Raw genomic sequence first — 18,157 nt, forward strand, 5'->3', positions numbered from 1 at the left:
TCAGACGGCCTGTTGCGGCCTACCTGCGCCGCAGGCCGTCTGAAAAAATCATCGTGAAAAATCTGCTCAGCTCCACTGCCAGCGGTTGCGCCACGCGCCAAGCACGGCATCGGGATATTTGCTGCTGCCCAGGCTGCCGTTAAAACGCGCCAGAGCACGCACCAGATTGCCGCGTTCCACATTGTTATAGTGGCGTAGGATGGTGCAGCCGTAACGCAGATTGGTGCGGATATCAAACAGATTGTGTGAAGGTTTGCCGATATGGTTTTTCCAAAACGGCATCACCTGCATCAGCCCGCGCGCACCTACATTGCTGATGGCGTATTGGCGGAACGCACTTTCCACTTGGATCAGGCCGAGCACCACCTGCGTATCGAGCCCGGCGCGGCTGGATTCGTATTGGATATTGACCAGCAGCCGTTTGCGCTCGCCCTCATCGGCCACATAGCGCGCCAGCCGTGCCGACATATCGTGCAGCCAACGTTCGCCGTCTTCAGCGCGGTCGAACACCAGCCGTGCGGGATTCACGTTGTTGATGGAACTGCGCATCACCGATGCCACATCATCAGAGAGGGTTTCTTCGCGTTGCGCCCCGGCATGCAGCAGGCGGGGGCTGAGCAATAATGCGCCGCCCGCCGCCAACAGGCGGCGGCGCAGCAGACATTCGGCAGGAATCAGGTTGTCCGGTTTCATAGTGCATGGTTTGAAAATATTTATTGCTATGTTTTTCAGACGGCCTCTCTTTGCCCAAAACTTCAGGCCGTCTGAAAAACTTAATCCAAATGCCCGCCCCCCTGCGCCAATACCGTGCGGTTGCCGTTGGCCTCGGGGGCGGACACAATGCCGTCCGCCTCCATCCTGTCGATCAAACGGGCGGCGCGGTTGTAGCCGATGCGCAGATGCCGCTGCACTGATGATATGGTTGCTTTGCGGGTTTTCACCACGCAGGCAACGGCATCGTCATACATCGGATCAAGCTCTTCTTCGCCGCTGCGCTGGCCGTTAGCGTTACTGAACAGGTCATCGCTGCCCACACCTGAGGTGAGAATATCGTCAATATAGTCCGGTTCGCCGAATTGTTTCAGATATTCCACCACGCGGTGCACTTCGTCATCGGCTACGAATGCGCCGTGTACGCGCTGCGGATAGCCCGTGCCGGGCGGCAAAAACAGCATATCGCCCTGCCCCAGCAGGTTTTCTGCGCCCATTTGGTCGAGAATGGTACGGCTGTCCACCTTGCTCGACACCTGGAACGCGATGCGTGTGGGAATATTGGCTTTAATCAGGCCGGTAATCACGTCCACACTGGGGCGCTGGGTGGCCAAAATCAGGTGGATGCCGGCGGCGCGGGCTTTTTGCGCCAAACGGGCAATCAGCTCTTCGATTTTTTTGCCCGCCGTCATCATCAAATCGGCGAATTCGTCCACCACCACCACGATAAACGGCAGTTTTTCCAGCGGCTCGGGGTCTTCGGGCGTGAGCGTAAACGGGTTGGCCAATTTCCCGCCGTGTGCCGCCGCTTCGGCCACTTTCTGATTGAAGCCCGCCACATTGCGCACACCCATATGGCTCATCAGGCGGTAGCGTTTTTCCATTTCGTTCACACACCATGTGAGCGCGTTTGCGGCCAGCTTCATATCGGTTACCACGGGGGCGAGCAGGTGCGGAATGCCTTCGTAAATCGACAACTCCAGCATTTTCGGATCGATCATAATCATGCGCACTTCATCGGGCGCGGCTTTGAACAGCATCGACAGAATCATCGAGTTCACCCCCACCGATTTGCCCGAACCGGTGGTGCCCGCCACCAAAAGGTGCGGCGCTTTGGCCAAATCGGCCACAACCGGCTCGCCTGTGATGTCCTGCCCCAAGGCCAGCGTGAGCTTGGATTTGGATTCCCGAAACGCCTGCGAATTGAAGATTTCACTCAAGCGTATCATCTGCCGCTTGGGATTGGGCAGCTCCAAACCCATGCAGGTTTTGCCCGGAATGGTTTCCACCACACGGATAGATGCCACCCCCAGCGAGCGCGCCAAATCTTTTTCAAGGTTCATCACCGCATTGCCGCGCACGCCCACATCGGGTTCGATTTCGTAACGCGTAATCACGGGGCCGGCATAAGCGTCCATCACCTTCACTTTCACCTTAAACTCGGCCAGCTTCTCTTCAATGGTGATGCTGTTTTCCAGCAGGGCTTCTTCGGTTTGGGTAGCACCGGGGTCGAACTGCGGCGGCTGCAGCAGTGCTGCGGTAGGCAGGTGCGGCACGCCTGAAACCGCATGGTTCTTTGCGCCGTCCGCCGTGCCTGCCGGCAGCGTTTCAGACGGCCGCAATGTTCCGGCTGCCGGGTTTTGGAGGGTGTGTTCGAACACCGCCGCCGTGGTTTCATCGGCATGGTTTAACGCCGCGAGATCGACCGTCTGAAAAGAAAGCGGCAGTTCCGCCTCTGATGCAGACTCCTGCAGCAGCCGGTCGGTAATCGACCCGTTCGGGCGGCTGCTGATGTGCGCAACGGCCTGCCCGGCATATTCGTCAACACGCGGCGGGAAGGTTTGCAGCGGAGCGGTATCGTGCCGGAATACGGGCGGTTCGGGAATATCGATCACCTGCCGCTCCACCTCCGGCACAGAGGGCTGCTCAATCACGGCGGCTTGGGCGGCCGGCACGGCGGCAAACGGGGTAAACCGTGTAGAAATCGGCGGCGGAACGGCAACAGGCCTGCCCGGCGGCTGCAATTGTGCCGAATGGCTCTGCTCCACCCTCGCAGCGTCAGGAATCACACTTTCGCGTATGGCAGTATTGATGCGGCGGATGCGTTGCCGGCTGACCGGCGAATCGGTTTTGGCGAGATTGGCAAACACTTCGCCCTCCGGAATCACTTTGGGCTGCAAAACCTGCACCGGCGTTTGCGCCGACACTTGGCGGCGGCGCGCCAAACGCTGGCGGAGCAGGTTGGAACGGATATCGTCTTCGCCGATGGTTTCGGGGTTTCCCAACGCCTGCGCCACCGGCTGCGTCATCTCGGTGCGCGGCACGGAATGGGAAAGCCGGCGCAATTCCGAAAACACGCGTTCGCGTGTGCGCACCAGCGCAGGGTCGTCCAAACCGATAATTTCCGGCTCGACAACCGGTTGGGGCGGCGCGGCTTCTTCGAGCGCGGGTTTGAACCGCCAATTAAGCTCCACCACCTCCATATCGGGCGGGGGGTTGGAAAACCGTTTCGGTTCAGACGGCTCCGCTCTGTTTGGCGCTTGGTCGGCAAGATGGGTTTCGTGCAGCGAACGGGTGGCTTCTTCCAGCGTGATCACAGGCAGCGAAGCATCGACAGATCCGCCCACCGGGCGGTATTCGTTGCCGTCAAACGGCACATAAGGCGCAATACCGATGGCTTTGCCGGTGAGACTTCGGCTTTGGGGCGCATTTGCCTTCCCGCCTGCCGCTTCCCTTTCCGCTTCTGCCGATAAAACTGTGCCGAACATGGGAATACCGCCGCCCTCCTGCATTTGGCCGTTTTCGTTTTCAGACGGCCTCTGTTGCGTTTCGGGCTGCGCCCCTGCATTGTCGGGCAGCGGTTCGGCGGCCTTCGGGGTGCAGGCGGGGGCTTCGGTGTTGTCGGTGCTGCTGCCTGCTTCGGCAAATTCGGAGTCGGGATCAGCTTCTATTTTCGGTGCGGCGGCAAAAATCGGCAGCTCTTCGAAATCGTCATCTTGCGTTTCGCGCCTGCCGCCCGAAGTGGCATCAAGTTTGCGGCTGTGTTTCGGTGAGAGTGCGCGGAATTTTTCAACGGTTTTGTCGTAAACGGCTTTGGCTTCTTCTGCCGCCCGATAGCTCTGGCGGGTGTTTTTCAGGTTGGGATCCACGCCGCGCAGGGCTTTGGGCGGTTTGGAGCCGCCGGCTTCCGGCTCAGGCGCGGCTTCGGCATCAGCCTCGTGGCGGCTCAGATAGGCCAACTCGCGCAGCCATTCCTGCTCTTGGCGGTGGCGCACCCATAACGCGCCCGCAATCGCAAACAGCAACACAATCAGTAAAAATGTCCACAACATAAATACAAACAGCCCGTTTGGTTTCGGCAAAGGCGTTATTCTAACGTGTTTCAGCCCTGAAAAGAATAATTTTCACGCCGGCACGGGGCTTTTGACGATAATAAAGATTCAAACGACCGCTGCCGTGGCAATCAGGCTTTGAATCTGCCCGATGCCGGCCAGGCCGTCTGAAAGCCGCTCGCGCCGGCAGCCGGCTTAAAAACGGTTTTTCCATTCCCTTAGGGCAGCGAACACAGCAGCTCCGTCTGCCAATTTTCCGCCGCTGTATTCCGCCGCTTTCTGCGCCACCTGCCGGCCGCCTGTGCGCAGAAACGGGTTGATCCGAAGCTCGTGCGCCAGGCTCACCGGCAATGTGGGCATGTGTTCTGCGGCGGCTCGGGCGGTGCGCACGGCGGGGTTGTCCGGCTCGACACAGGCAGCAAAGCGCAGGTTGGCGGCGGTGTATTCGTGTGCGGGGTAAAACAATGTGTGCCCGGGCAGGCCGGCATAGCGTTGCAGCGAGACATAAAGCTGCCCGGCGGTGCCGCAAAACACCCGTCCGCAACCTGCCGAAAACAGGGTGTCGCCGCAGAAAACGTGCAGGCCCTCTGCATCGTGCAGCAGATAGCTCAGATGCCCGGCGGTATGGCCGGGCGTGTGCCAAACTTCAACGCGGCAGCCGCCAAACAGCCACTGCACGCCTTCGCCTGCATACCGGTCGGCGGCGGCGATGTCGCGGTTGCCGTATACCGTGCATTGCGGGAAAACCTGCTTCAGCCCGGCGATGCCGCCTGTGTGGTCGTGATGGTGGTGGGTAATCCATATTTCGGCCAAACTCAGGCCGTGGCGGTGCAGATAGTCGAGCACGGGCCCGGCCTCTCCCGGGTCGATGCAGACGGCCTGCCCGTTGCGGGAAACCGTCCAGATATAGTTGTCGTCCAACGCGGCAACCGGATGGATAGTAAACGCCTGCGCAGCCATTTTTCATCACCTTTGTTTTTTCAGACGGCCTTGATTATATCCTGAGGCAGGGGTATAAATCAGGCCGTCTGAAAATTTGCTGTTTGACTGTTTATGGATTTTTCGGCTGCCTGGTTTCCCCCTGCCCTGCTCTATGCCGCCCTGCTGCTGTGGGCGGGTATTTTGCTGGCCGCCAAATCCGCGCTGCCTGCGCTGTGCCGGCACAACGGTGCCGCAATGGTCGCGGCGGCTTATATGGCGGTGCTGTGGGGATTGAATGCGGGTTTGGGCAGCGGGCAGTTGGCGGGCATGAGCTACCACCTTCTCGGCATCAATTTGGCTGTGCTGATGCTCGGCCTGCCCGCCGCTTTATGGCTGGGCACGCTGCTGCTGGCAGCCTACACCGCGCTGCACGGCGGCGGAAACTGGGCGGCGCTGGGGCTCAACGCGCTGTTTGTGCTGCTGCCTGCCGCTGCCATTAATGCTGCATTCCGCCGCGTTGCCGCACGGCTGCCCGACAATCTGTTTGTTTATATTTTTGTCAACGGCTTTCTCGCTGCCGCAGCGGGAATGCTGCTCACAGGGCTGCTGGTGTCGGTGCTGTTGCAGCTTGCCGGCGTGTTTGCTGCCGATGCGTTGTGGCAGTCGGCATTTCCGGTGTTTTTTCTGCTCTCTTGGGGCGAAGCCTTTCTCAGCGGCATTTTCACGGCCGTTTTCGTGGCTCTGCGCCCGCGCTGGTTGAGCACTTTTGACGAGCGGCGTTTTTTGCGCGCCCGAAACAGCATTTGGACATAATGCCGCCTCACCCAAATATCCTCCGTACACCGCAGCGGGCAGACCTCAGCCCCACGGTATCAGGCCGTCTGAAAACCTGCCTGCGCTTTCATTGATATGAAGCAAAACCCTGCACCGAAAGCAGATGACAATCCGGCGGCTGCGGGGTAACATTCGCGCTCTTTATAATATGTTTCCGATTCCGTGTTATGAATGCTCCCAACCTTCTTGCTTCCGTGGATTTAGGATCCAACAGTTTCCGCCTGCAGATCTGCGAAATCCACAACGGCCAGTTGAAAGTCATCGATTCGTTTAAACAGATGGTGCGCTTCGCAGCAGGTTTGGACAGCCGCAAAAATCTTGACGAAGCCTCGCAGGAGCGGGCGCTGGAATGCTTGGCCAAATTCGGCGAACGCCTGCGCGGCTTCCAACCCGGGCAGGTGCGGGCGGTGGCCACCAACACCTTCCGCGTGGCGAAAAACATCGCCCAATTCATGCCCAAAGCCGAATCCGCGTTGGGCTTTTCCATCGAAATCATCGCAGGCCGCGAAGAAGCCCGCCTGATTTACACCGGCGTGGTGCACACTCTGCCGCCCAACGGCGACAGAATGCTGGTTATCGACATCGGCGGCGGCTCCACCGAATTCGTTATCGGTTCCGAGCTCAAACCCACTTCCACCGAAAGCCTGCCGCTGGGCTGCGTAACCTACAGCCTGCGTTTTTTCCAAAACAAAATTACCCAAAAAGATTTTCAGGCGGCCGTTACCGCCGCACGCAACGAAATCCAGCGCATCAGCAAACTGATGAAGCGCAGCGGCTGGGATTTCGCCGTGGGCACTTCGGGATCGGCCAAATCCATACGCGATGTGATTGCCGCCGAAAACCCGCAGGAACACGACATCACCTACGCGGGCATGAAAAAGCTGGCCGACAAAATCATTGCCGCCGGCAGCGTGAAAAAAGCGCGCCTGGAGGGCATGAAACCCGACCGCATCGAAGTGTTTGCCGGCGGGCTGGCCGTGATGACGGCCGCGTTTGAAGAGCTGGAAATCGAAAAAATGACGGTAACCGAGGCCGCCCTGCGCGATGGTGTGTTTTACGATCTGATCGGCCGCCAGCTCAACGAAGACATGCGCGACCAAACCACCGCAGAATTCCAAGAACGCTATCATGTGAGCAAAAACCAGGCCGCCCGCGTGGCCGCTGCCGCGCAAAAGTTTATGGAAAGCATCGGCCACGCCCAAAACATGCCCGTGCAGGAGCTGGCCTATTGGCAGCAATACCTCAACTGGGCGGGGCTGCTGCACGAAATCGGTGTCGATATCGCCCACACCGGCTACCACAAACACTCTGCCTATATTCTCGAAAACGCCGATATGCCCGGCTTTTCGCGCAAAGAGCAGAATATTTTGTCGCAGCTGGTGCTCGGCCACCGGGGCGATGTGCGCAAAATGATGCCTTTGGCCGGCAGCAGTGCCATATGGCCGGCCATTCTTTCGCTACGGCTGGCCGCACTGTTCTGCCGCGCCCGCCTGCCGTTGGATCTGCCGCCCTTCACCCAGCTGCGCAACAGCGATGGGGGCAAAGGCTTCGTGTTGCGCATCAACCGCAACTGGCTCGACCGGCACCCGCTGATTGCCGGCGCGCTCGAATACGAAAGCGGACAATGGCAGCGGGCAGGCATGCCCTTTACCGTGCAGGCACAATAATGCCCGCGGCTTCGGCCGTCTGAAATCCCCCCCGGCCTGTTCAGACGGCCAACCAACTTAATGCAACCCGTTTAGGAAACCGCAATGGATCTGCACCATATCCGCGAAGACTACAGCAGGCAGGAACTCTCGGAAGCCGAATGCGGCGACAACCCTATTGCCCAGTTTGACCGCTGGCTCAACGAAGCCATCCGCGCCGAAGTAAACGAACCCACCGCCATGAACGTGGCCACCGTCAATTCAGACGGCCGCCCCGAAGGCAGGCAGGTGCTGCTTAAAGAAACCAACCCGCGCGGCTTTGTGTTTTTCACCAACTATAAAAGCCGCAAAGGCCGCGCGCTGGCAGCCGTGCCGTTTGCCGCCCTCACCTTTTTCTGGCCCGAACTGGAGCGGCAGGTGCGCGTGGAAGGGCGGGTAGAAAAACTCGATGAAGCCGCATCAGACGAATATTTCGAAAGCCGTCCCTACACCAGCCGCATCGGCGCATGGGCCAGCGAGCAGAGCGAAGTGATTTCGGGCAAAGCGGCATTGGTGGCGCGCGCTGCCGCCGTGGGCCTGCAACACCCGCTGCACGTGCCCCGCCCGCCGCACTGGGGCGGCTACATTGTCCTGCCCGACCGTGTGGAGTTCTGGCAGGGCCGCCCCAGCCGCCTGCACGACCGCATCCAATACCGTTTGCAAAACGGCATCTGGCACAAAGAAAGACTGTCGCCCTGAAAGCGCAGGCCGTCTGAAAATATTGCAAAATATAATATTGTATCGGGCGTTGAACATTGCCCGCTGACGCTTTAGCTCCACGGAGCTCCACGGCCTGCCCGCGCTGTTTTCAGACGGCCTCCAAACAGAAAAACAGCGCAACGGCGCAAAACTACCGCGCCAGAAACACAGGCAACGGCGCAAATTGGTTTACAATCACCGGCCTGCTCCGGCAGGTTTACCCGAAACCACAGGAAAAACCATGTTAGACATCCAACAACTCCGCAACCACACCGCCGCCGTGGCCGAGCGTTTGGCCGCACGCGGCTACCCGCTCGACACCGCCCGCTTCGAAGCACTGGAAAACAAACGCAAGCAACTGCAAGTCCGCACCGAAGAGCTGCAGGCCGCGCGCAACAGCGAGTCGAAAAAAATCGGCGCCCTGAAAAGTTCGGGCAGGCACGAAGAAGCGGAGCAAACGATGGCGCAGGTGGCGCAGATTAAAGCAGATTTGGAACAGGCCGCCGCCGACTACGAGGCCGTGCAGGCCGAGTTGGATGCCTGGCTGGCCGCCATTCCCAACCTGCCGCACGAGAGCGTGCCGGTGGGCGCGGACGAAAGCGGGAATGTGGAGGTGCGCCGCTACGGCGCGCCGCGCGTGTTTGATTTCGCCGTCAAAGACCACGTTGATTTGGGCGCGCCGCTGGGTTTGGATTTTGAAACGGGTGCGCAGCTTTCCGGCGCGCGCTTTGCCGTGATGAAAGGCCGAATCGCCCGCCTGCACCGCGCGCTGGCGCAGTTTATGCTCGACACCCACACGCTGCACCACGGCTACACCGAGTATTACACGCCCTATATTGTCAGCAGCAACACCCTGTTCGGCACCGGCCAGCTGCCCAAATTCGGCGAAGACCTGTTTCACGTTACCCGCGGCGGCGATGAAACCAAGCTTGTGCAATATCTGATTCCCACCGCCGAAGTTACGCTCACCAACACCGTGGCCGAGAGCATTGTGCCGTCTGAAACACTGCCGCTGAAACTCACCGCCCATTCGCCCTGCTTCCGCTCCGAAGCGGGTGCCTACGGCAAAGACGTGCGCGGCCTGATCCGCCAGCACCAGTTCGACAAAGTGGAAATGGTGCAGATTACCCGCCCCGAGCATTCCTATGATGCGCTGGAAGAGATGGTCGGTCATGCCGAAAAAATCCTGCAACTGCTCGAGCTGCCCTACCGCGTGATTGTGCTGTGTACCGGCGATATGGGGTTCGGCGCGGCCAAAACCTATGATGTGGAAGTGTGGGTGCCGGCGCAAAACACCTACCGCGAAATTTCGAGCTGCTCCAACTGCGAAGACTTCCAAGCCCGCCGCATGAAAGCACGCTTCAAAGACGAAAACGGCAAAAACCGCCTGCTGCACACGCTCAACGGCTCCGGCCTGGCGGTCGGCCGCACGTTGGTAGCCGTGCTGGAAAACCACCAGAATGCAGACGGCAGCATCAACATCCCCGCCGCGCTGCAACCCTATATGGGCGGCATTGCCAAGCTGCAACCCTAGCGGAGCCCGGCAGTGCGGCGGCCTTGCGGTGGGCGGCATTGCGCAACGCCCGCTGGCGCAACCCGCCCCTTTAAATTCCACTCTGCCGCGATATGCTGAAGCCCCCGGCATGATGTGTCGGGTTATGTGTGAAACCTGAGGATTGCCTGCCGCGCCACATTGGAAGCTTGGCACTCTGCCGCCTTGCTGCGAGAGCGGCGCGGGTTTTGCAGAGCCTTAGGCCGTCTGAAAGCGGGCGCAGCTTTTTTGCCGCCCCGCTCCCGTTTTATCTTAAACCCGGAAAACGTTTTATGTTTGTTTTATGTTTAAGGTTTAAACGTTTATGTTTGCAGTCAATCCGCACATTTTCAGTGCCAACCGGCGAGCCGCAAACCATTCGGGCGGCACTCAAAACGCTCTGCGCCTTAACGGAAATGCAGCGGATTCACGTTGAAAAATCTTTTCAGACGACCTGAAGCCGTCTGAAAAGCTTAAATGCCGTTATCCCCGCTCAGGGAAATGCAAATAAAAATATTGAAGTATCGGTTAAACCCATACCGGGATGCTAAACATCTGAATGTCTGCCTGCGCGGGAATAACAGCAAATAACGCCTGTGATGTTTGTGAATCGTTCAAAGGTTACGGCCTGTATCAGCCTGCCGAAGGCCGTTTGAAACAGCGGTGATGCCATGCCCAAAGCAACTTTCTACACCCATGTCGGCGATCCTGCCGCTTTCGTTTGCCGCTTGGCGGAACGCGCCGTGAAAAGCAGCAGCCGTGTGCTGCTGTGGGCAGATTCGCCCGAAGCAGCCGAGCGGCTGGACAGGCAATTGTGGCAGTTTGATCCGGCAAGTTTTCTGCCGCACGAGTTGTGGGTTCACGGCCGGGCATTGCCGCAAAACGTGCCGCTGCTGGTGTCTTACGGGGAAGCGCTGCCTGAAACCGCACCCGGCACGATAGTGCTGAACGTCTCTGCCGATTTTTGGTGTTATGCCCCTGCCCGACCCGCCCGCGTGCTGGAAATCATCGGCACCGGCCTGGAAGATCTGGCCGATGCCCGCGAGCGTTTCAAGGCCTATCGTAAACAGGGCTTTGAAGTCGAACACCACAATATGCAGGGCAAAGCCTAAAGTATTTTCAACACTATAAATATAATAAACCCGAAATATAATAAACCCGCTTTACCGCCGGCAGGACGCTCTGTGCCTCAGCTCAAAGAAAGCGGTTGTGCAAGCCGTTGCAGCGGCAGCAGAACCGGCTCGGTATGGTCTGCGGCTTACTGTTTTGCGCCGGTATCCGGCCGTCTGAAACACCCTGTGGCAACCAACCTTTCCATGCCGGCTGCCCAATTCAACCAACTCCCTGTTTCTGATTTATATCAAGAAGTTTCAAACTATTATTTATAGATTAACAGACTGAATTGAGTATTTTGCTGAAAAGTATTAGCATGATATTGCAATCAAATAAGAACCAATACTAGTTTATTTGCTGTTTATCCGTCTTGCCGCTTTCCGATTGTTACCGTCAAACAAGAAAGTAAGTTTCTTATGGCCGTGGTTCCGCTCTCTTCTCTCAGCAAAGGCACATATGCCCATATTGATTCTATCCGGCCGCAAGCCATTTTCGGCGGGTTAGATGATTTGGTCGGCCGCCGTTTGGCCGATTTGGGTTTTTCCAACGGTATGCCGCTGATGGTGGTTGCCGTGGGCGCATTCGGCAAGGGGCCGCTTGCCGTGCGTTTGGGCAATCAGTCGCAATTTGCCCTGCGTGCGCCCGAGGCAGCCAAAATCATGTGCCGCGTGGTAACCGAACATTTCTAAACTGCTTTCAGACGGCCTTTGTTCCGCTCAATCTGTGTGGCCGTCTGAAAAATTAAAAAATCATTCCCATCATCTGCAAGGATACGATATGCAGGCCGATGCCGTTTCTTTAAGCTATTTTGCGCTGCTTGGCGCGCCCAATTGCGGCAAAACCGTTTTGTTCAACGGATTAACCGGCTCCAACGCCAAAGTGGCCAATTATCCGGGGGTAACGGTCGATAAACGCGAGGGGGTATTTATCGATGATGCCTCCATCCACATCATCGACCTTCCCGGCACCTACAGCCTGCGCACCACCAGCCCCGATGAGGCGGTGGCGCGCGATATGGTGCTGGGCAAACTCGGCCGGCAGCCCGATGCAATCATTGCCGTAGCCGATGCCACCAATCTGCGCATGACCCTGCGCATGATGCTGGAGCTGAAAATACTGGGGCTGCCGATGGCGGTGTCGCTTAATTTAAGCGATGTCGCCCGCTCGAGAGGCCTGCAAATCGATGCGGTCAAACTCAGCAAACTGCTGGGGGTGCCGGTGTTGGAAACAGTGGCGGTGAGCAAAGACGGCATCAGCGGCGTGCGCGAGGCGGTTGCAAAACTGCCGCGCCGCGCGGGCAAGCCCGTGGATATGGAGGCGGTCGAACACCTGCTCAACAATCTCGACAGTAACGCGCTGTATGAGCAGGTGGAAGACATTCTGCGCCAAGTAGTGCGCACCGAAATGAAGCTGCCCGAATGGCACCGCCGCTTGGATGCACTGGTGCTGCACCCGGTTTGGGGCTTCGTTATCTTGACGGCGGTTTTGTTATTGGTGTTCCAAGCCGTTTATTCGTGGTCGGAACCATTAATGGAGGCCATCGAAGGCGGCTTCGGCGCATTGGGCGAATGGGTGGCCGCCGTGATGCCCGCCGGCATATTGCAGGATTTGATGGTGAACGGCGTGATTGCCGGCATGGGCAGCGTGCTGGTGTTTCTGCCGCAGATTACCATTCTGTTTGCATTTATCCTTCTGCTCGAAGATTCAGGCTATCTGCCGCGCGCCGCTTTTCTGCTCGACAACCTGCTCTCGAAAAGCGGGCTTTCCGGCCGCTCGTTTATTCCGCTGCTCTCCAGCTTTGCCTGCGCCGTGCCCGCCGTGATGTCGGCGCGCACCATTCAAGACCCGCGCGAACGCCTGGCAACGATTATGATTGCCCCCATGCTCACCTGCTCGGCGCGGCTGCCCGTTTACGCGCTGATTATCGCTGCAGTGATTCCGCAGCAAACCGTATGGGGCGTGTTTAATCTGCAAGGCCTGACCCTGTTTGCCCTGTATGTGGCGGGCACCGCTTCGGCGGCATTAACAGCTTTCGTGCTGAAACGTTTTGCCCGCAGGCAAACCGGCATCCGCCAGTTTCCGCTGCTGATGGAGCTGCCCACATTCCGCATGCCCAATTTCAAACACATCGCCACCAGCCTGTGGGATCGCGTGAAAGCATTTTTAAAACGCGCCGGCACCGTGATTTTCGCCTTAAGCGTGGTGTTGTGGGCTTTGGTGAGCTTTCCTGCGCCGCCTGAAGGAGCAACCGGCGCCGCCATCGATTACAGCTTCGCCGGCACCATCGGCCACTTTATCGAGCCGCTGTTTGCGCCGCTGGGCTTCACCTGGCAGATGTGCATTGCCATGATTCCCGGCATCGCCGCCCGCGAAGTGGTGGTGGCCGCGCTGGGCACAGTATATGCTGTGGGCACAGGCTCGGAAGACGCGGTGCAAAACGCGCTGGTTCCGATTGTGGGCAGCAACTGGGGGCTGCCGACTGCGTTTGCTTTCTTGGCCTGGTATATCTACGCCCCGATGTGCATGGCCACGTTGGCGGTGATTAAGCGCGAAACCAAATCCGCCCGCAAAACCCTGATGATTACCGGCTATCTCTTTGCACTGGCCTATTTGTTTGCCTTTATCGTTTATCAGCTAAGCTCGAGGATTCTCTGATGGAACAATATATTATCGTTGGCATTATCGTAGCGGCGTGCGTGCTGTATATACTGCGCAAATTTGTGTTCAAGCCCAAAAACAGCAATTCTGCCTGCGGCGGCTGCGACCGCTGCGGCGGCGGTAAAGGCTGCGGCTAGCCTTGCTCTGCAAACCGGAACCTTTAAAAACCGACACAGGCCGTCTGAAAAGTTTCAGACGGCCTGTCCGCACAAAAACAGCGGCAAAGCCGGTACAGACGCGGCTACTTTCAAAATATCTGTTCCCGCTGCAGCCGCTTAACCGGAAAACCATGCAGATATTCAATACTCTGCTGTGCAAAAAACTTGAGGCCGTCTGAAAAGTTTCAGACGGCCTGTCAAAGCAAATTGAGTGCCAAACCCGCTCTCCCGGCAAACCGGACACTAAGGCACGGCTTTCGCCCCGTATTCACACAAATCGTTGATAATGCAGCGCGCGCACAATGGCTTTTGCGCCTTGCAGGTGTAACGGCCGTGCAGAATCAGCCAATGGTGGGCATCGAGCAGAAATTCTTTCGGCACACACTTCATCAGTTTGTCTTCCACTTCGCGCACGTTTTTGCCGGGCGCAATTTTGGTGCGGTTGGACACTCGGAAAATATGCGTGTCCACCGCCATCGCCATTTGGCCGAAAGCCGTATTCAGCACCACATTCGCAGTTTTTCGCCCCACGCCTGGCAGGGCTTCCAGCGCTTCGCGGGTTTGCGGCACTTCGCCGTTGTGTTTGTCCAACAGGATACGGCAGGTTTCGATAATGTGTTTCGATTTGGTTTTATAAAGGCCGATGGTTTTGGTGTATTCCATCACGCCTTCCAAGCCCAGATCCAGCATGGCTTGAGGAGTGGCGGCAACGGGAAACAGTTTCGCCGTGGCCTTGTTCACACCCACATCGGTAGCCTGCGCCGAAAGCAGCACGGCAATCAGCAGCTCAAACGGGCTGTTGAAGTTTAATTCGGTGGTCGGATGCGGATTGGCGGCGCGGAAACGCTCGAAAATTTCTTGGCGGATCAGTTTGTTCATTTTGGGGTTGGGTTGCAGTTTGTGCGGTTGGGGCAGGCATTATATAACACCGCGCCGTGTGTGGATTCAGGAGAGGAACATTCTTTGTCCACTCGAAAAATGATGGCGGCACCGGCCTGCCCCGCCATACTGCCGGCACTCTTGCGAGCCGCCGCCCTGCCTTAACGGCGCGGGTTGCTGCAAAAGTTCAGGCCGTCTGAAAGCATCTGCCTGCCGTTCCGCCTGTAAGCGGGCTTGCGCGGCATACAACGGCAGCTTTTTTCAGACGGCCTCTATAATAAATCGCCAATGCAGGCGGAAAGCGGCGCGGGTTGCCGCTGCGGCTTGCAAAACCGATGTGTTCGGCGAAAGTGCGGCAACCGAGTCATTGGGTTTGCGGTATCTGTCTAACGCAAACCTTGCGGCACTTCGGGTGCAACCAAACGTTTCAGCCCGGTGCCGCCCAAATCTATTTCTGTGCCGAAACGGCGGCTGCCGCTGTTCCAGTCGGTCACGGCCTGTTGCAGGGCTTCGCGGCTGTCGGCAACGAAATTCCACCAAACCACGGTGGGATGCGGCAGCGGTTCGCCGCCGAGCAGCATGATGTGGCTGCCGGCTTCTCCTTCGAGTTCAAACGATCGGGCATCGGCGGTTTCGATAAAGGCCAGCTCATCGGCGGTGAAAGTCTGCCCGCCCGCCTTGATGCTGCCCGCTATCACCAATACGCCGTATTCCCAGCCCGCTTGTGCGGGAATGCTGATGCGCGCGGCCCGGTCAAACTGTATATCCAAACCGATCAGCGGGCTGTGTTGCGCAGTGGGGGCAGTATGGCTGCCGAAGCAGCCGGTGGTCAAGATATAACGCACGCCGTTTTCCTGCCATTCGGGCAGCTCGGGATAGTGTTGGAAATCGGGATCGATTTCCTTGTGCATCGGCAAGGCTATCCACAATTGCACGGCGTGAAGCTGTTTGATGCCCTCGGGCGTTTGCTCGGTGTGTGCGATACCGCGCGCGCCGCCTGTGCCGGCCGTCATCAGATTGACCTGTTTGGGGCGGATAAGCTGGCGGAAGCCTAAACTGTCTTGGTGCCACACCTCGCCCGAGAGCATCCAGGTAAAGGTTTGCAGATTGGTGTGCGGGTGAGAGCCGACTTGCAGGCCGTCTGAATTTTCTGCAAATTCGGCGGGGCCGGCGTGATCGAGAAAGCACCATGCGCCGATGGTGCGGCGGCTGCCCTGCGGCAGCAGGCGGGCAACGGGAATGCCGCCGACGTCTTTGGTTTTGGCGGTGAGTTTTTCGGTGTTCATCAATATTCCTTTAATTGGGTTGGCTGTCGGACAGCCGGTTAAAACAAACCGGGGTTTCTTGGTGCGGCTCACTTGGGCCGTCTGAAATATCGGGCTTCCGTTTCTTTCTGTGCAAGCTGAAACCCGATTCGTTTTTTAACGCTAGAAATAAAACTTGTGGTTTTGAGCCGGATTCCCGCCGTTGCGCAAACAACGGGAAACGGATATTTCATACGGCCTCAGTAGGTTTTGCAAAGGCATCAAACCGCTGTTATTTCAATAAAGCGGCTTTTTCGCCTTCTGTGTTTTCAGACGGCCAAGCCGTCTCGTCTGCATCGGGCCACTCCACCGCTTCGCCGCGCATCAGCGCCTGTATCATGGCTGCGGTTTCGGTGTCTTCCTGCTTGGCCGCGTTGAGCATTTCCTCGTTTTGGAAGATTGCGTCTTCGGGGTTGTAGAGCGGCGCCATTCTGGCTACGCGGGCACGGTCGCGGTGGAAATAGAAGCGGCTGATTTCATCGGCCCTGCCTTTTTCCATGCCCAATACTTCCAGCGCGGTGCGGCCGGTGCGCACGGCAGAATCAAAGGTTTCGCGTATGGCAAACTCCACACCGGCACGGTGGAGCTTGAAGGTTTGGATGCGGTCGTAGGCACGGGCGATGATTTTAATGCCCGGGTTGGTTTTGCGGGCAAATTCGATGATGTGCAGCGCCTGTTCTTTATCGTCTATCGCCACCACCAGCAGTTGCGCTTTTTCGATGCCGGCGGTAAGCAGCAGTTCGGGGCGGGAGGCATCGCCGAAATAGGTTTTGATGCCGTATTTGTTCATGCCGTCCACCATCACCGGGTCTTTGTCGATAATGGTCAGCGGGTAGCCGCACATGCGCAGAATATCGGTGGTAATCTGCCCGAAACGCCCCATACCGACCACAATCACCGCTTTTTGTTCGTGAATTTCATCGTCTGCCCGCCCGGCGCCGCCCTGTTTCAGGCGCGGAGCGAGATATTTGCCGTGCAGAATCAGAAACAGCGGTGTCAGCGCCATCGAGAGCACCACAAACGCCGTCATATTGGCATTAACGGTAGCATCAATCACTTTTTGTGAAAACGCAGTGGTAAACAACACAAAGGCAAATTCGCCGCCCTGAGCCATCATCACCGCACGCTCTGCCGCTTCGGCACGGCTGCTTTTTGCCGCCCGCGCCACCAGATAAATCACTGCTGCTTTGGCCGCCATCAGCGCCACCACGCCCGACACGATAATCTGCCAGTTTTCCGCCACCACGGTCAGATCCAATGCCATACCCACCCCGAGGAAAAACAGGCCGAGCAGCAGGCCGCGGAAGGGTTCGATATCGGCCTCAAGCTGGTGGCGGAAACTGGATTCCGACAGCAATACGCCGGCCACAAACGCCCCCATCGCCATAGACAGCCCGCCTTCTTCCATCAGCAAAGCCGCGCCCAACACCACCAACAGCGCCGCCGCCGTCATCACTTCGCGCGCTTTCGATTTGGCCAGTACGCGGAACAGCGGGTTCAGCAGCCACAAACCCGCCGCCACCGGCACCGCCACCGACAATGCCGCCGCCCCCAGTTTCATCCACACGGAACCTGCTTCGGCGGCATTTACCGGATCATGCGGGGCAAGAAACGACACAACAGCCAGCAGCGGTACAATCAGCAAATCTTCAAACAGCAAAATCGACACCATGCGCTGCCCGCTGCGGCCGGCAAGCTCGTTGCGCTCGCCCAATACCTGCATCACAATCGCCGTGGAGGTCAGCACAAACCCCGAAGCGCACACAAACGCCACCTGCCAGGACGCATCGAAACCGAAAATGCCTACCAGCGTGAGTATAAAGGCCGCCAGAACCACTTGCAGGCTGCCCAGGCCGAAAATCTGCCGGCGCAGTGCCCACAAATGCGAGGGTTTCATTTCCAGGCCGATGATAAACAAAAACATTACCACGCCCAATTCTGCAATATGGATCACTGCCTGCGGGTCGTCAAACAGTTTCAAACCAAACGGCCCGATTACCAAGCCTGCCGCCAGATAACCGAGCACCGAGCCCAGCCCCAACCGTTTGAACAAAGGCACGGCAACCACTGCCGAGCCGAGCAGGGAAACCACTTTAATCAGTTCGCCCGCGCCTTCTGCTGCCATAAATCTCCGGAAAATAAAAAAATTGCTGATATTGCTTAAATAAAAAAAGACCGCCATTTTACCCGAACCGGCCCGAATCGGATTGAAGTTTGCACAGAAATAGAAAAATCCCCTCCCAAGTATCCGCAATACAAACAGTGATTTCTCTATCCGCAGCGCCGGCATGATACCGGTTGCCGGGTTGGGTTTTGATCCATTGGTTCAAAC

Annotated in this window: 14 protein-coding genes; 8 read left to right on the plus strand and 6 right to left on the minus strand. The window is 57.8% G+C overall.

The window, feature by feature from the left end:
- Positions 1-66: 66 nt before the first annotated feature.
- The 3 genes from H7A79_RS06440 to gloB all read right to left on the minus strand — a co-directional run bounded on the left by H7A79_RS06440 (position 67) and on the right by gloB (position 5,003).
- On the minus strand, positions 67-693 hold the full coding sequence (locus H7A79_RS06440; protein WP_187001429.1) for a lytic transglycosylase domain-containing protein: 627 nt from the start codon (positions 691-693) through the stop codon (positions 67-69).
- Positions 694-773: 80 nt separating this feature from the next.
- The gene (locus tag H7A79_RS06445; protein ID WP_377057672.1) at positions 774-4,073 is read right to left on the minus strand and encodes a DNA translocase FtsK; all 3,300 of its coding nucleotides are present in this window, start codon (positions 4,071-4,073) and stop codon (positions 774-776) included.
- Positions 4,074-4,238: 165 nt separating this feature from the next.
- Positions 4,239-5,003, minus strand: a complete 765-nt coding sequence (gene gloB / locus H7A79_RS06450) for a hydroxyacylglutathione hydrolase (RefSeq protein WP_187001430.1) — start codon at positions 5,001-5,003, stop codon at positions 4,239-4,241.
- A 93-nt stretch (positions 5,004-5,096) separates the two neighbouring features.
- Between gloB and H7A79_RS06455 the strand changes: the two genes are divergently transcribed.
- From H7A79_RS06455 to H7A79_RS06490, 8 genes are all read left to right on the plus strand, one after another.
- Positions 5,097-5,777 (plus strand): energy-coupling factor ABC transporter permease, encoded by a 681-nt coding sequence (locus H7A79_RS06455; protein WP_135034542.1) that lies wholly within the window; start codon positions 5,097-5,099, stop codon positions 5,775-5,777.
- A gap of 188 nt (positions 5,778-5,965) precedes the next feature.
- Positions 5,966-7,465: an exopolyphosphatase gene (gene ppx / locus H7A79_RS06460; RefSeq protein ID WP_187001431.1), complete on the plus strand. Its 1,500-nt coding sequence runs from the start codon at positions 5,966-5,968 to the stop codon at positions 7,463-7,465.
- 84 nt (positions 7,466-7,549) lie between these two features.
- Positions 7,550-8,182 carry a pyridoxamine 5'-phosphate oxidase gene (pdxH, locus tag H7A79_RS06465; RefSeq protein ID WP_187001432.1) on the plus strand — a complete coding sequence of 211 codons (633 nt, stop codon included), beginning with the start codon at positions 7,550-7,552 and terminating at the stop codon, positions 8,180-8,182.
- Between the two features lie 241 nt (positions 8,183-8,423).
- Positions 8,424-9,716: a serine--tRNA ligase gene (serS, locus tag H7A79_RS06470; protein ID WP_187001433.1), complete on the plus strand. Its 1,293-nt coding sequence runs from the start codon at positions 8,424-8,426 to the stop codon at positions 9,714-9,716.
- 668 nt (positions 9,717-10,384) lie between these two features.
- On the plus strand, positions 10,385-10,825 hold the full coding sequence (locus tag H7A79_RS06475; RefSeq protein WP_187001434.1) for a DNA polymerase III subunit chi: 441 nt from the start codon (positions 10,385-10,387) through the stop codon (positions 10,823-10,825).
- A 417-nt stretch (positions 10,826-11,242) separates the two neighbouring features.
- Entirely contained in the window at positions 11,243-11,515 is a 273-nt protein-coding gene (locus tag H7A79_RS06480) for a FeoA family protein (RefSeq protein WP_187001435.1), read from the plus strand.
- Between the two features lie 88 nt (positions 11,516-11,603).
- Positions 11,604-13,481 carry a ferrous iron transporter B gene (gene feoB, locus H7A79_RS06485; protein WP_187001436.1) on the plus strand — a complete coding sequence of 626 codons (1,878 nt, stop codon included), beginning with the start codon at positions 11,604-11,606 and terminating at the stop codon, positions 13,479-13,481.
- Positions 13,481-13,621, plus strand: a complete 141-nt coding sequence (locus tag H7A79_RS06490) for a FeoB-associated Cys-rich membrane protein (RefSeq protein WP_135034535.1) — start codon at positions 13,481-13,483, stop codon at positions 13,619-13,621. The genes feoB and H7A79_RS06490 overlap by 1 nt, the downstream gene beginning before the upstream one ends.
- A gap of 264 nt (positions 13,622-13,885) precedes the next feature.
- On the opposite strand, the gene nth is transcribed toward H7A79_RS06490, so the two are convergent.
- From nth to H7A79_RS06505, 3 genes are all read right to left on the minus strand, one after another.
- Complete coding sequence (gene nth / locus H7A79_RS06495) at positions 13,886-14,521, minus strand: endonuclease III (RefSeq protein ID WP_135034534.1); 636 nt, start codon at positions 14,519-14,521, stop codon at positions 13,886-13,888.
- Positions 14,522-14,907: 386 nt separating this feature from the next.
- Complete coding sequence (locus H7A79_RS06500; protein WP_187001437.1) at positions 14,908-15,807, minus strand: pirin family protein; 900 nt, start codon at positions 15,805-15,807, stop codon at positions 14,908-14,910.
- A 250-nt stretch (positions 15,808-16,057) separates the two neighbouring features.
- Positions 16,058-17,950: a monovalent cation:proton antiporter-2 (CPA2) family protein gene (locus H7A79_RS06505; RefSeq protein ID WP_187001438.1), complete on the minus strand. Its 1,893-nt coding sequence runs from the start codon at positions 17,948-17,950 to the stop codon at positions 16,058-16,060.
- Positions 17,951-18,157: the final 207 nt, after the last annotated feature.

It is taken from the genome of Neisseria musculi (assembly GCF_014297595.2).
Taxonomy (GTDB): domain Bacteria; phylum Pseudomonadota; class Gammaproteobacteria; order Burkholderiales; family Neisseriaceae; genus Neisseria; species Neisseria musculi.

Bases quoted from the DNA above. Each gene is read 5' to 3' on its own strand.
- H7A79_RS06440 (WP_187001429.1), bottom strand. From the start codon at position 693: ATGAAACCGGACAACCTGATTCCTGCCGAATGTCTGCTGCGCCGCCGC.
- gloB (WP_187001430.1), bottom strand. From the start codon at position 5,003: ATGGCTGCGCAGGCGTTTACTATCCATCCGGTTGCCGCGTTGGACGAC.
- H7A79_RS06455 (WP_135034542.1), top strand. From the start codon at position 5,097: ATGGATTTTTCGGCTGCCTGGTTTCCCCCTGCCCTGCTCTATGCCGCC.
- ppx (WP_187001431.1), top strand. From the start codon at position 5,966: ATGAATGCTCCCAACCTTCTTGCTTCCGTGGATTTAGGATCCAACAGT.
- pdxH (WP_187001432.1), top strand. From the start codon at position 7,550: ATGGATCTGCACCATATCCGCGAAGACTACAGCAGGCAGGAACTCTCG.
- serS (WP_187001433.1), top strand. From the start codon at position 8,424: ATGTTAGACATCCAACAACTCCGCAACCACACCGCCGCCGTGGCCGAG.
- H7A79_RS06475 (WP_187001434.1), top strand. From the start codon at position 10,385: ATGCCCAAAGCAACTTTCTACACCCATGTCGGCGATCCTGCCGCTTTC.
- H7A79_RS06480 (WP_187001435.1), top strand. From the start codon at position 11,243: ATGGCCGTGGTTCCGCTCTCTTCTCTCAGCAAAGGCACATATGCCCAT.
- feoB (WP_187001436.1), top strand. From the start codon at position 11,604: ATGCAGGCCGATGCCGTTTCTTTAAGCTATTTTGCGCTGCTTGGCGCG.
- H7A79_RS06490 (WP_135034535.1), top strand. From the start codon at position 13,481: ATGGAACAATATATTATCGTTGGCATTATCGTAGCGGCGTGCGTGCTG.
- nth (WP_135034534.1), bottom strand. From the start codon at position 14,521: ATGAACAAACTGATCCGCCAAGAAATTTTCGAGCGTTTCCGCGCCGCC.
- H7A79_RS06500 (WP_187001437.1), bottom strand. From the start codon at position 15,807: ATGAACACCGAAAAACTCACCGCCAAAACCAAAGACGTCGGCGGCATT.
- H7A79_RS06505 (WP_187001438.1), bottom strand. From the start codon at position 17,950: ATGGCAGCAGAAGGCGCGGGCGAACTGATTAAAGTGGTTTCCCTGCTC.